Origin of the sequence: Pseudomonas sp. NFIX10, assembly GCF_900111955.1 — a bacterium.
Lineage (GTDB): Bacteria > Pseudomonadota > Gammaproteobacteria > Pseudomonadales > Pseudomonadaceae > Aquipseudomonas > Aquipseudomonas fluorescens_AA.
The window spans coordinates 93853-107589 of sequence record NZ_FOKH01000004.1; the positions used below are offsets into that span (position 1 = coordinate 93853).

Sequence of the window (13737 nt, forward strand, 5' to 3'; positions counted from 1 at the left end):
AGAAGGAACAGGCGACCTGCCGGCCTGGGCTGTTTTTTGTTATCGATTTTCATCACGAACCATCCTTAGTAGCGCTTTATCAATTGTTGTAAACACCTCTGTGGCGAGGGGATTTATCCCCGCTCGACTGCGAAGCAGTCGCCTGAGGGCCCGGGGTCTGTCTGGAAGAACACGGTGTTTGGGGTGGGGCCGCTTCGCAGCCCAGCGGGGATAAATCCCCTCGCCACAGGTCATTGAATGCGCGCCCGGGACACAAACGCCTCATCCACCTTCGCCAGGTCCTGCGGGCCGAGGGTGCCGGCGTAGTAATGCAGCTTGGTCCAGGCCATGAGGTAGTCGTAGCGGGCCTGGGCCAGGTCGCGGCGGGTGGTGTAGAGCTGTTGCTCGGCATTGAGCGCGTCGAGGTTGACCCGCTCGCCGCCGAGGATGCTTTGCCGGGTCGATACCACCAGCGCTTCGGCGGAGCTGAGGGCTTTCTGGTAGGCGCGCAGTTTGTTCATCCCCGACACGCAGGCGTTGAACTGACGGCGCAGTTCGATCAGCGTCTCGCGGGTCTTGGCCTCCAGCTCGTATTCGGCCTGTTCCATGTTGCGACTGGCCTGGCGGGTCGACGCCGAGACACCGCCGCCGGCATACAGCGGCACGCTGACTTCCAGGCCGATGGTGTTGGTGTCGTAGCGTTGGTTGTAGGTGTTGCCACTTTCCGATTCGTTCTGGCGCATTGTTGCGTAGGCATTGACCTTGGGCAGGTGTCCGGCGCGGTTGCGTTCGACCTCGAAGCGCGCCACATCCACCGCCTGGCGCTGGGACGCCAGGCTGGGGTTGTTGCTCACCGCCAGTTCGTGCCAGGTGTCGAAACTGGCCGGCTGCAAGGCAAAGGTCTGGAAGGTGTCGTGCAAAGGCGCCAGGTCGCCGATATCCAGGGTCGGGACGCCTATCAGCGAGCCGAGCTCACGCAAGGCGGCGTCCTGCTCGTCCCGCGCCTCGATTTCTTCGGCGATTGCCAGCTCATAGCGCGCCTGCGCCTCGAGGATGTCGGTGCGCGTGCCTTCGCCCTGGCGAAACAGCTGTTCGTTCTGCTGGAATTGTTGCTCGAACGCCTTTTTCTTGGCCTGGGCAATGTCGATCTGATCCTGGGCGAACAACGCCTGGGTGTACTGACTCAGCACCCGCACCAACAGCGCCTGGCTCTTGTCCCGAAAACTTTCGTCGGCGAACAATGCCTGGGCCACGCCCTTTCGGTAGGCCGCGTACGCTTCGTAGTCCAGCAAGGGTTGTTGCAGCGTCAGGCTGGAGCCGTAGCTGCTGTAGTTGCGATCGTCATGCTGGCTGGCGCCACGGTCATTGAGGTACGTGACCTTGGATTGGTTGCGGCCCTTGTTGTAGCTGTAGCCCAAATGCGGCAACAGCCCGGCTCGGCCGATGGCGCGGTTCTCCAGGCCCGCATCGCGCTCCTTGATCGCGCCCAGGTAGACCGGGTCATTGCGCAGGGCCTGCTCGTAGAACTCGAAGGGCCCCATGGCCCAGGCGTTGCCGCACACGGAAACAGCCAGCACGGCCATCCAATAGAAACGCTTCATACCGCCGGACATCCTTATTCTTCGGTCAACGCAGAGCCGGCTCGGTCGAGCAGCGGTTTGAACAGGTAGTTGAGCAACGAGCGCTCGCCGGTCCGTACGAACATTTCGGCCGGCATGCCGGGCTTGATCACCAGACCGTTGAGCTTGTCCATCGCCACGTCGCTGACGCTGCTGCGCAGCACGTAATACGGCGTGCCGGTCTTCTCATCGAGCATCTGGTCGGCGGAAATCAGGCTGACTTCCCCCGGTACCCGCGGCGTACGGTTCTGGTTGAAGGCGGTAAACAGAATGTCCACCGGCAAATGCGGGCCGACCTTGTCGATCAGGTGCACCGGCAGGTGCCCTTCCACCTCCAGCCGCGTGCCCTGGGGGACGATTTCCAGCAAGGTGTCGCCCTGGCGCACCACTGCGCCTTCGGTGTGCACACCCAGGTTCACGGCGATGCCGTCAGCGGTGGCGAGGATTTCGCTGTGTTGCAGCTCGAACCCCGCGGATTTCAGTTGCTGTTGCAGGGTTTCGCTCTTGAGCTGGGCGTCGGCCAACTGACTGCGCACTTCTTTCTGGTATTCCTCGTTGTGCTGCTGCAACTTCAGGCGCGACTCGACGATCCCCTGCTCCACCCGCCCGCTTTCGCCACTGTTCTGCGCCAGTTCCTGCTGCACCTGCGACAACTGGCGCTGATAGTCCAGCAGGCGGTTGCGCGGGATGTAGCCGTTGTCCGCCAAGGGCTGCAGGTTGCCCAGTTGCAAACGCAGGGATTCGGCCTGGGCGGTCAAGTCGCCGCGGGCCCGACGCATGCCGGCCAATTGCGCCGTGGCGCCCTCGATGCTGGCGCGCAACGCCGCTTGCTCACGGGCGAAGGCTTCGCGGCGACTGCTGAACAGTTGTCGCTGGCCTTCGAGCACCAGGGCCAGGCGTGGATCGGGATCGCGACTCAACTCAGCCGGGAAACTCACCTGCGACAGGTTGTCCCGTTCGCTTTGCCAGCGCGCCAGGCTGGCCCAGGTCATCCGATACTGCGCCTGTAGCGATTGCACATCGGCGTCGGCCTGGGTCTGGTCCAGGCGGAATAGCGGCTGGCCCTGCTTCACCGCCTCGCCTTCGCGCACCAGGATCCGGCTGACCACACCGCTGCTCATCGATTGCACGGCCTTGCGCTTGCCTGAAACCACCACGGTGCCTTGCACGGGGATGCCTTGGTCCAGCGGCGCCAGGCTGGCCCAAGTGAAAAAACTGCCGGCGCCCACCAGCGCCAGTATCCAGCCCATACGGGTGAAGAAACGGGCGTCGCGCTCCGGGCGCTCAACGTCTTGAGCCTGCTCGAGGTTCATCTGGCATTCCTTGTTCATGCGCCACCCGGCTTGCTGGCAGCTTGGTACTGGCGACTCATGCTCAGCCCGTTGGGGGTTGCCTGGGGACGGTCCCGTTGGGGTGCCTCCGATTGGCCGGACAGTGCCCGCAGTACTTCCTGGCTAGGCCCGAAAGCCTGTAGCCGGCCTTCGTTGAGCACCAGCAGTTTGTCGGCCTGGGCCAGCGCCGATGAACGATGGGTCACCAGCACGACGCTGGTGCCCTGGGCCTTCATCTGCGCAATGGCACCGGCGAGCGCGGCCTCGCCTACCGTGTCGAGATTGGAGTTGGGCTCATCGAGCACCACCAGGCTCGGTCGGTCGTACATCGCCCGGGCCAGCGCAACCCGCTGCTTCTGCCCGCCGGACAAACCACCGCCGTCCTCCCCCAGCACCGTGTCATAGCCCTGGGGCAGGCGCAGAATCAGCTCATGAACCCCAGCCTGTTGCGCGGCGGTGACGACTTTCTGCGGATCGGCGTGGCGAAACCGGGCGATGTTCTCGGCGATGCTGCCGCTGAACAGTTCGATGTCCTGGGGCAGATAGCCGATGTGTGGGCCGAGCTGGTCGCGATTCCAGCGATGAATGTCAGCCCCGTCGAGGCGCACCGTCCCGGCGAGGGTCGGCCACACGCCCACCAATACCCGGGCCAGGGTGGACTTGCCGGAACCGGACGCCCCCAGCACGCCCAGTACATCCCCGGCGGCCAGGCTGAAGCTGACCTGCTGCAATGTCGCGTTGCGTTGCCCCGGTGGGCCGGCGCTCACGTGTTCAAAGCTCACTTGGCCCTTGGGCGCTGGCAGTGTCATGCCGTCGTCCTGGGGCGCAAACGCCTGCAACAGCGCATCGAGACGGCGGTAAGCCAGCTTGGCGCCGCTCCACTGCTTCCACACGGCAATCAACTGATCGATGGGGTTCAACACCCGTCCCATCAGGATCGACCCGGCAATCATCATCCCGGCGGTCATGTCGCCCTTGATCACCAGCAATGCGCCCAGGCCCAGCACCAGTGATTGCAGGCACAGACGCAGGGTCTTGCTCAGGGAACTGATCACCGCGCCGGTATCGCTGGCCTGGTTTTGCAGGCCGAGAAAGCGCGAGTGCACGGCAAACCAGCGGCTGCGCAGCGCCGCGAGCATGCCCATGGCCTGGATCGTTTCGGCGTTGTGCAAATGGCTGGTGGCCAATTGACTGGACTGTTGCGAGTAGACGCTGGCCTGCCCCAACGGCTTTTTGGTCATGGCTTCGTTCAGGCAGGCCAGGCCGATCAGCAGAAGCGTGCCGACGGTGGCGAATACGCCGAGCCACACGTTGAACAGGTAGATCACCAGCAGATAGACGGGAAACCAGGGCGCGTCGAAGAACGCGAACAGCGCCGGGCCGGTGAGGAATTGGCGAATATGCGTGAGGTCGCCCAGGGATTGCCCGGCGTTGCCTTCACCTTGGCGCAGATTGCGCTCGAAGGCGGCCCGGTACACCTGAAGGTTGAAGCGTCTTTCCAACTGGCTGCCGATGCGGATAACCACGAAGCTGCGCACCATTTCCAGCAGCCCGATGAACACAAAGAAACCCACTACCATCAGCGACAACATCACCAGGGTAGTTTCGTTCTGTGATGACAGCCCGCGGTCATACACTTGCAGCATATAAATCGAAGGCGCGAGCATCAAGACGTTAATCAGCGCGGTAAAACAACCGACACTGATCAGAATACTTTTATAATCGCCCAGCGCTTTAAACAGCGGCGCCGAGGCAGCGCTCCTTGCCTTGTTCATGAACCTTCCTTGTTGTTGGCTTCGCCAGCGAACTGGCCGTCAGTTCAACTGACCCATCTTTTTCTTTATTCGGTCCACACCGACACGCACGCCTGTTTGAACAAGCGTATTTCAATCATTGCGCAACTGTACGAACTCGTTAATGAGCGCTCTAGGGCTTATTCCGTTCAAGTCTAAGTATCAAACCGGATTTCAGGGTCATTTGATAATGATGTTCCTGGCGCAACCCCAGATGCGTTCTGGAGTCTTGCTTACCGATCAGGGAAAGACCATCGGGTTCGGTAAACCAATGGACCGGTTCATCCCCCAGCCAGTGACCCAGGCACTCGGTTTGTCCACTAAGGGTCTGGTCCGCCTTGAGCTCGACAAGGCAAGTGTTGGACGGTTTGTCCTGCATCGCCTGGCTTTGCGCGGTGTCCTGCGGGCTCGACAAAACGGCCAGCCACTGACCGGCCAACTGCGAGGGTTCTGCTAACAACAGGCTGCGCGCCATGGCGACTTCTCCACAAAACATCATCAGCGTAGCGAGCAACCCGGCGGTTGCCTGAACGCTACAGGGCATCGATTTTCTACGCATTCGCTTGATCCTCGCCGGGGTCCCTGTAGGCACTGTCGAGCGAAGCGAGGCTGCGATCGTTCCCCTACCACTTGAAAGATCGCAGCCTGCGGCAGTTCCTACAGGGGTTTCAGCATTACGCCACGATATCCGAGGCCACCGCCTGGCCAACGGTGCTGACCAGGAAGTCAGCCACGCCGTGCCCGGAGAAGTCCACCGACAGCAGGCTGTTGCCACCCGACGTCGACAGCACCGCATCGCCCGCCGCACCGGTGAAGGCGTTGACGAAATGCAGGCCCGCGCCCTTGGTGATGCCGGTCAGGTCGATCTTGTCCAGGCCGCTGACGAAATCGAGGATCTGGTCGGTTGCCCCCGGCCGCGAATCGGAACTGGCGGCGAACACGAAGGTGTCCGAACCCGAGCCGCCCCAGAGCTTGTCCGCACCACCGGCGCCCCACAGGATATCGTTGCCGGCACCGCCCTTGAGCTCGTTGGCCACCGAGTTGCCGATCAACAGGTCGCTGCCCGAGCCGCCGATGGCATTTTCGATGACGGCACCCTTGGCGATGGACACGTTACCCACCATGCCACCCACGTCAGAGAACGAGGCGTCATTGAGGTTGATCTTCTGGTTCTGGGTGAACCCGGAGAAATCCAGGGTATCGCGGCCGCCCGCATCCCATACCGAAAAGACCACTTTGTCCGACGACGAAGCGGCACTGAGAAAATCGCGCCCGGTGTTGGAGTTGAAACCGTAGGTCGAGTCGCCGGTACGGGTCGAGGTGTTGGCGCCGTAGAGTTTCTGGATCGCGGCGATGTCATCCATCAGCGGACCCGAAGCGTAGGCTTCGACGCCGCCCTTGCTGAAGTTCTGGTTGGTATTGCTTTCGCTCCAGTAGCTCATGACGCTGTAGCCACGGGTATCCTGGCCATAGGTGGCGTCATCGTAGGTGGGGCTGCCTTCGCCAGCGTTGTAGTCACCCGGGTGGGCCAGGCCGAGGGTGTGACCGATTTCGTGGGTCAGGGTCTGGCGGCCGTAGTTGTTCAGGTCCGGGTTCTTGTTCTGGGTGTAGCTGCTGTTGATCAGGTACCAGGACGTCCCGTCATAACCGGCGCCTGTCCCCGGCAGATAAGCGAACGCCGCCGCGCCATCCTGGCCGCCGCTGTAGTTGCCGAAGGTCATGTGAGCATCGCCACCGCTGGCTTTTTCGGTGAAGGTGACATTGGCCACGTCCGCCCAGGATTGCATGGCCAGGGCGGCCTGGCCTTTCTGCTGGGCGCTGAACTGGCTGAAGCCGCTGATCCCATGTTTGTTCATGGTGCTGGAAGAGGCAGACGTCAGGAAGGTATAGGTCAGCTCGATCTTGCCGCTGCCGTCCCGGTCCTGGTAAGCCGCGCCGTCGCGCAGCAACTGCGTGGCCGCCTCGTCGACGGAGTACGACGGTTTACCGTTGACGGTCAGGTTACCGCCGCGGTCGTATAGGTGGCTGAAGCTATTGATCTGGTTGAACGCATTACTGGGAGCCGCCAGTTGCGGCGCCCAGAGCAGTTGTTCGGCAGAATCGATAGCGCTGTTTTTGACTTTCGACATAAACACACTTCCTTGTTTGCAAATGGAACAATTTAGTCAGACAGGCGATCTCTGGCGAGATCGTCCTATCACTCGCCCAATGAGGACGCAAGAAACCTGACACAATTGGAAATCAAACGTCTAGTCATTTTTTTCGTTCAATTTCATGCCCTGCCCCTTAACGCCCATAAACAATAGGTTTCTACCTGGCTAGTGCGCACGCTCAACTGCCCGAGTTGCAGATTGTCGGACAAAACTCTATTTAAATATTAAATATCGATAACTAGTCATTTGCGAACGACGTCGCACTTTCGCCAACTAAATGCCAGCGAAGTGCTATTAATGAATATCTACTAAGCCTCTACGCTTTACTTGCGCACACTTCCCGTAAGCAACCTCGAAACCAGCGATGCACGGGGTCGGCGTCCATTCGCGGATGCCAGAGCATGGCGATCGTGAACCCAGGCACCGAGACCGGTAGCGCGAAACTGTGCAGACCGATCCGCAGGCTGGTGGTGTAGCGCTCGGGTACGCTGGCGATCAGGTCGCTGGCGCGGGCCAGCCCCAGCGCCGAGGAAAAACCTGGCACGGTGGTGACGATTTCCCGGGACAGCTTCAGTGCCGACAGGGCCTGGTCGATAAGGCCATGGTCCAACCCACGCATCGAGACCCCGACATGCCCACCCGCCGCATAGCCGGCGGCGCTCACCGCCGCATGGCTCAGCGGGTGACCCATGCGCACCACGCCAATCAAACGGTCGCTGAACAACGCCTGGGTTCGCAACTCCGGGCTGGTGTCCTTGTCCACGACGGCGGTCTCCAGGTCCACGGTGCCTTCGCGAAGCGCCGTGCTGTCCCGGTCGGTCTTTTCCATGAAGCGCAACCGCACACCCGGCGCTTGCTCGTGAATACGGGCGATCAGGTCGATGGCAAAGTTTTCCACGAATCCCTCGCGGGTGCGCAGCGTGAAGGTACGGCTCAAGCGCCCGAGATCCGGCGTGGTCACCGGGCGCAGTACCGCCTGGGCCTGCTGCACCAACTGACTGACCTGTTCACGCAACTCCAGCGCACGGGGTGTCGGCACCAGCCCTCGCCCGGCCCGAACCAACAGCGGGTCACCGGTGGTTTCCCGCAATCGCGCCAGCGCCCGGCTCATGGCCGACGGGCTGAGCCGCAGCCGTCGGGCGGCGCGGGCCACGCTGCCTTCCGAGAGCAGCACATCGAGGGTGACGAGTAGATTGAGATCCGGCGAAGACATGGCGAAGTCTCGATTCAATAGATGGCGTCTGGCTCAGCTATAACCTGCAAGTGCTGCGTCTTCCGCCATGTTATGCCGGGTTGTAACGTTTCGACAGCGCCATTTCGAGCGCCACGGATACAGGTGAAACGATGAAACCCACCAACACGCAACCCAGTCGACCGGCAACCGCACCCGCAAACCTGTTCTCTTCACCGCGTTGGGCCCTGGCCAGCCTTGCACTCTCGACGCTGTTGGCCTCCCTGGGGGCCAGTGTGGCCGCCGTGGCGCTGCCGGCGCTGGCCCAGGCCCTCGACACCTCCTTCCAGCAGGTCCAATGGGTGGTGCTGGCCTATCTGCTCGCCATGACCACGCTGATTGTCAGCGTCGGCCGCTTGGGTGACCTGATGGGCCGTCGCAAGCTGCTGTTGGCCGGCATTGCCTTGTTCACCTTGGCTTCGCTGCTTTGCGGCCTGGCCCCTTCGCTTTGGCTGCTGATTGCAGGTCGGGCGCTGCAAGGCCTGGGGGCCGCTATCATGATGACGTTGACCCTGGCCCTGGTCGGCGACACGGTCGCCCAGGAAAAAACCGCCAGCGCCATGGGGCTGCTGGCAACGCTGTCGGCGGTGGGCACGGCCCTTGGACCATCTTCTGGCGGCCTGCTGATCAGTGGGTTCGGTTGGCAGGCCTTGTTCCTGGTCAACATCCCCCTCGGCCTGCTGACGTTATGGCTGGCGTGGTACTCGCTACCGGTGCGGCAAGTGCCGCTGAAGGCGCAAACGATTCGCTTCGATATCACCGGCACGGTGCTGTTGGCGTTGACGCTCGCCGCCTATGCCTTGGCCATGACCGTCGGGCGCGGGAGCTTTGGCGGGTTGAACATTGCGCTGCTACTGGCCGCGCTGGTGGGCGGCGGGCTGTTCGTTCGGGTCCAGTCCCGGGCCGTGTCGCCGCTGATTCCCTTGGCCGTGTTTCGCGACAAGTCATTGGTCTCGGGCCTGGCGACGAGCGCCCTGGTCGCAACGATCATGATGGCGACGCTGCTGGTCGGGCCTTTTTACTTGTCCATCACCCTCGGACTGCCAGCGACCTTCGTCGGGTTGGCGCTGGCGACAGGGCCGACCGTCGCGGCACTGGCCGGAGTGCCTGCCGGACGCCTGGCGGGTCGGTTCGGTGTGCAACCCATGCGGCTCGCCGGCCTGGCGACCATGGCCCTCGGCTGCCTGATGCTGTCACTGGTTCCCCCTGCTCTTGGCGGCGCCGGCTACCTCAGCGCCATCGTAGTAACGACCCTGGGCTATGCGTTTTTCCAGACCGCCAACAACACGGCCGTCATGGCCGATGTGGCCGCCCAAAGGCGAGGCGTCATCGCCGGGCTGCTCAACTTGTCGCGCAACCTGGGTTTCTTCACTGGGGCCTCGGTGCTCGGCGCGGTGTTTGCAACCGCAGCGGCGACGAATGACATCACCCGCGCCAGCCCCGAGGCCGTGACGAACGGCCTGCACACCACCTTCGCCGCCGCCCTGGCGATGGCGGTCCTGACCGTGGTCATTGCCTTGAAATGTCGCGTGCCAGAGCGGTTGAACGAAGTCGAGGACACGCCCGGCCAAGGGTGATGGCATTCTGAGCATTACCGCTTAAGTCGTGATCCAAATCAAAAAAACTGAACCAATCGCAAAACGGACTGAAAAAATCCACATGAGCTTCATTTTCAGGTGCTATTTTTAGTTCTCACTGGTAGAGCCATGATGGCTCTTCCTTCCTGACATGAGCAAAAGGAAGCGCTCGATTGAAGACGGCGGGCAACACATGAATAAAGGATCTTTCAGCAAGGTTACGTTCCCCAACGCTTGCCAGTTGATGCGCTGGCACTTCCATCCCATGGGATTCGAAGCGAGCATGGATGCGCCTGGCAGTATGGTTGCCCGGCTATTCGACCGTGCCAGCGGCGAGACGATGATCGCCATTGCAGGGATCCCCTGCGCGACAGTGATGAATGCGCCGGATGTGGAACGAATAATCGAGGCGGTGGAGGCCGAGCTGGAAGCGTTCGTGCCACCGGTGGGGTTACGGCGGTTCGCTTCCTGACAGGAACAGTGCTTACCATTTGAAAGCGGCGCCTTCCTCTCCTGGAAGGCGCCGTTTTTCTATGGCCTGCGGTACGCTTTTGCCCCGCCACTCGGTGTTTCTTTTTGCTTCATCCTTTGCGGGCACGACGATGGTCAGCGAAAAAGGGCTTGTCCGCTGCAATACGATCCGACGCCTTAGGCCCGTTGACCGCCTGGCCGTCCTGGCCATCGACGTACCAGTAACAGTGCTGCACGGCGCGCGTGATGCCCACATACGCCAGGCGCAGGATTTCGTCTTTTTGCGCCGTGTCGTAAGGTTCGGCGTCTCCATCCTGGCCTAGCCCGGCCATCCGATAGACCTGGTTCTTGTAGGGCGAACTGCTCAGGTGCTGGCAGTCGCCCAACAAGAACACCGCATCCGCCTGGAGCCCCTTGGCGCTGTGGTAGGTCATTTGCCTGAGCCGTCGGGCGTCGTACGGCAAGCTAGAATCGACATTAACTGTTGGCTGAATATATTTTTCTATCAATAGCTTATCGCTACTTTTTCGATACAGCATCAAGATGGAATCTCCCTTGCGATAGTGCTCCTCCAATCGCAGGGCCAGCCCTTCGTCGTCTCGATCCAACACGTTGACCGGGCTCAGCGATCGGGGCACGCCGCTGGCCTTGGCTTTTTTGCCTGGGATAGCCGCCGCGGCGCGCACGATGTGCTCGGCCGCGTCGATGATATGTTGGTGGCTGCGGTAGTTGTCGGTGAGCATCACCCGGGTTGTCGCCGGTGACGGGAATTGCTTATTGAATGCCATGAAGTAGCTCGGCGAGCTGCCGCGCCAGCCATAGATCGATTGCCAATCGTCCCCGACACACAACAAGGACGAACGCTGGGCACCGCGCCCCACGTGCAGTGCCGGACCACGGCTGCGGACCTCCCGAAGACTGGCGCGAAGCCAGGAGACGATCTGCGGCGATACGTCCTGGAACTCGTCGATCATCAGGTGCGAAAGCGGCCTGAGCAAGGCATCGGCCAGCAACTTGAAATTTTCCGGCGAGTGTTCGCTGAATAGCGCAAACATGCGGTTGTAGGTCATGATCGGCGGCGATTGATCGAGCAAGTGGTCTTCGAATGCCCGCCAGTAACGGCTCAGCGCCTCGAAGAAATACCGATCGGGGTCATCCTGGGCAAAGGACATCCGGCCCACGGCGTCCGGGACGTCCAGGCCAAGGTTCTCGATAAAGCCCGCCGCCGCGACAAAACAGTCCAACAATGGCGCCGAACCCAGTTCACCCTTGACCTTATAGTCGAACCCGGGGCCGGCACTGGCGTCGCCGGCCATGGATGCCACCACACGCTTTGATGCCTCATAACTTTCGATCCATATCAGTGGCTTACGGCAGAAAGCTTGAAACAAGGTGCGCTTTACCGCCCACTCCGCACGGATACTCAACTTGGCGCCCGGACGACTGAGCCGGGCGTCTTCCTGCGGATCGAAACCCAGCATCACCCAGGCATCCAGTGAGGGCGCGTAGCCATGGCAGTGGAATGTCGAACCATTGATTTCGAAAGTGTGTCGCTTTGGCTCGATCCCCTTGATTGGCCAGGCACCGGCGCGAAACCACAGGTCTTCGACGGCATCGCACAATTCTTCGTCGCGCTGGGCCGCCAGTTCGGTCACGGCCACCCGTTTTTGCACATCCGGGTGATCGCGTTCCAGCTCCTTGAGCTGCAGGGCATGGCGGGACAACGGCTGGATCAACTCACGGAAACGCGCATCCCGCTGGTAAAGGTTGTAGTAACAGGCATTGAGTTGCTGACGCTGGACATCATTGATGCGCAATTCAAAGGGATTGCCTTGGGCGTCGTCGTCCGCTTCGGCGCGATGACTCAGGGTCTCGAAGGCCTGGAGCCGCTCGAACCCGGGCAGGCTGCGAACCATGGGCAAGATACGCGAATGGAAGGTGCGCACCAGATCACGCGCTTGCTTGAGGCTGACGGTTCGCCCCCACAGGGCAAACACGTCGATCAATTTCTGGATGAAGTCCTTGCGCGATTCCCGGGTAAACGTCACCACGGTCATTGAGTCCAGTTCGAAGCCCAGGTAGTGGGACAGCAGCACAATCCGCAGCACCAGGGTGGTCGACTTGCCCGCACCCGCCCCGGCGACCACCGAGGTAGACGGCGTATCGCTGAAAATCATCTTCCATTGCGCGGCACTCGGTTGCGCATGGGCCGGCAGCAATCGGGCAACGTCCGCCTTGATACGTTTCTTCAGCTCGGTGGTCAGCGGCAGGCGCCAGTCATCGAACAGTAAATCATCCACCTGCGGTGCCGGATGCTCTGTGCTGCGCGAATCGCGGATCAACAGGACCTGGCGGCCCTCCTCGAGCCCTTCGGCCCTGCCTTCCTTATAGCCATAGTCGAAACCGGCGGTATGACCACTGCGGAAGCCGTCGGCCTGACCGTGCAACCAGGACGCTCGGTGCTGGGCGCGCAGACGCGTCAGGCCATGGCCGAAGAGCCGGGCGGCCAGGCGCTTGAGCAAGGGCATCTGGGCCAGGGATAGGAGCTCGGGGGGAAGATCGGGAGTGTGTTGCGACACGCTGGGGACTCCGGTGTTCATGAACCATGCCGGCTATGGTGTCTGTATTTGCTGCCAGGTTCCACCCAAAAGCTTTTAAGTCATGGGCTTAGGCGATGAAGTGAAAGTTGGCTCACGATTTCATATCTGGTTAGTCGATAGGTTTGACGAGTTTTTTACGCTTTTTGTCGATGATTTCCTTCGCGAGAATAGCGCCATCAACCATTGCTTTCGCTCCCAGCGAAAAGGACACCAACATGCTCGAACTCAGGCCCTTCGCCACTTTGGGCGCCGCCAACCACGGCTGGCTGGATGCCCACCACCATTTTTCGTTCGCCGAGTATTACGACCCGCAACGCATGCACTGGGGCAACCTGCGCGTCTGGAACGACGATGTCATCGCCCCCGGCAGCGGTTTTCCCCAGCACCCGCACCGGGATATGGAAATCATCACCTATGTGCGCGAAGGCGCGATCAGCCACCAGGACAACCTGGGCAACAAGGGCCGTACGGAAGCTGGCGACGTACAAGTCATGAGCGCGGGTACCGGGATCGCCCACAGCGAATACAACCTGGAGTCGACAGCCACACGCATTTTCCAGATATGGATCATTCCCAATGAAGAAGGTCTGGCACCGTCGTGGGGCGCCAAACCGTTTCCCAAGGACTCGCGCGAAGGCTTCGTGACCTTGGCCAGTGGCAAGGCCGGCGACGACCAGAGCCTGCGCATTCGCGCCGACGCGCGACTGGTCGCGGCCAATCTCAAGGCAGGTGAAAGTGCGGAATACCGGCTGGACGCGGGTCGACGAGCGTATCTTGTGCCAGCGAAAGGATTGATAGAAATCAATGGGTTGCGTGCACAAGCTCGAGACGGTGTTGCGATTGAAGATGAACGGATATTGCGGGTGACCGCGGTCGAAGACAGCGAAATCGTGCTCGTGGACCTCGCCTAACCCCGCATCGCTGCACTGCTGCTATTGTGGCGCGGGAGCAAGCTCCCTCGCCACAAGCTCACATCACAGGTA

10 protein-coding genes are annotated in these 13737 nt (G+C 61.3%); 3 read left to right on the forward strand and 7 right to left on the reverse strand.

Going from position 1 to position 13737, the window contains the following annotated elements; genetic code table 11:
- Positions 1-230: 230 nt before the first annotated feature.
- The 6 genes from BM321_RS05220 to BM321_RS05245 form a co-directional block, all read right to left on the reverse strand.
- Entirely contained in the window at positions 231-1580 is a 1350-nt protein-coding gene (locus BM321_RS05220; protein WP_092441766.1) for a TolC family outer membrane protein, read from the reverse strand.
- A gap of 14 nt (positions 1581-1594) precedes the next feature.
- On the reverse strand, positions 1595-2929 hold the full coding sequence (locus BM321_RS05225) for an HlyD family type I secretion periplasmic adaptor subunit (RefSeq protein WP_092441767.1): 1335 nt from the start codon (positions 2927-2929) through the stop codon (positions 1595-1597).
- Complete coding sequence (locus BM321_RS05230) at positions 2926-4704, reverse strand: type I secretion system permease/ATPase (RefSeq protein ID WP_092441768.1); 1779 nt, start codon at positions 4702-4704, stop codon at positions 2926-2928. Before BM321_RS05230 ends, BM321_RS05225 begins: the two co-directional genes overlap by 4 nt.
- Positions 4705-4855: 151 nt before the next feature.
- Positions 4856-5281, reverse strand: a complete 426-nt coding sequence (locus BM321_RS05235) for an AprI/Inh family metalloprotease inhibitor (RefSeq protein ID WP_256573373.1) — start codon at positions 5279-5281, stop codon at positions 4856-4858.
- 115 nt (positions 5282-5396) lie between these two features.
- The gene (locus tag BM321_RS05240; RefSeq protein ID WP_092441769.1) at positions 5397-6851 is read right to left on the reverse strand and encodes a serralysin family metalloprotease; all 1455 of its coding nucleotides are present in this window, start codon (positions 6849-6851) and stop codon (positions 5397-5399) included.
- A gap of 340 nt (positions 6852-7191) precedes the next feature.
- Complete coding sequence (locus tag BM321_RS05245) at positions 7192-8088, reverse strand: LysR family transcriptional regulator (RefSeq protein ID WP_092441770.1); 897 nt, start codon at positions 8086-8088, stop codon at positions 7192-7194.
- 131 nt (positions 8089-8219) lie between these two features.
- Between BM321_RS05245 and BM321_RS05250 the strand changes: the two genes are divergently transcribed.
- Together BM321_RS05250 and BM321_RS05255 are read left to right on the forward strand one after the other, a co-directional pair.
- Positions 8220-9683 (forward strand): MFS transporter, encoded by a 1464-nt coding sequence (locus BM321_RS05250; protein ID WP_092441771.1) that lies wholly within the window; start codon positions 8220-8222, stop codon positions 9681-9683.
- A gap of 193 nt (positions 9684-9876) precedes the next feature.
- Positions 9877-10155, forward strand: a complete 279-nt coding sequence (locus tag BM321_RS05255) for a DUF1652 domain-containing protein (RefSeq protein ID WP_003201764.1) — start codon at positions 9877-9879, stop codon at positions 10153-10155.
- A gap of 109 nt (positions 10156-10264) precedes the next feature.
- Here the strand turns inward: BM321_RS05255 and BM321_RS05260 are convergent, their stop codons facing one another.
- A complete protein-coding gene (locus BM321_RS05260; protein ID WP_092441772.1) occupies positions 10265-12733 on the reverse strand; it encodes a UvrD-helicase domain-containing protein in 2469 nt (822 codons plus the stop codon).
- 236 nt (positions 12734-12969) lie between these two features.
- On the opposite strand from BM321_RS05260, the gene BM321_RS05265 reads away from it, so the two are divergent.
- Entirely contained in the window at positions 12970-13665 is a 696-nt protein-coding gene (locus BM321_RS05265; protein ID WP_092441773.1) for a pirin family protein, read from the forward strand.
- Positions 13666-13737: the final 72 nt, after the last annotated feature.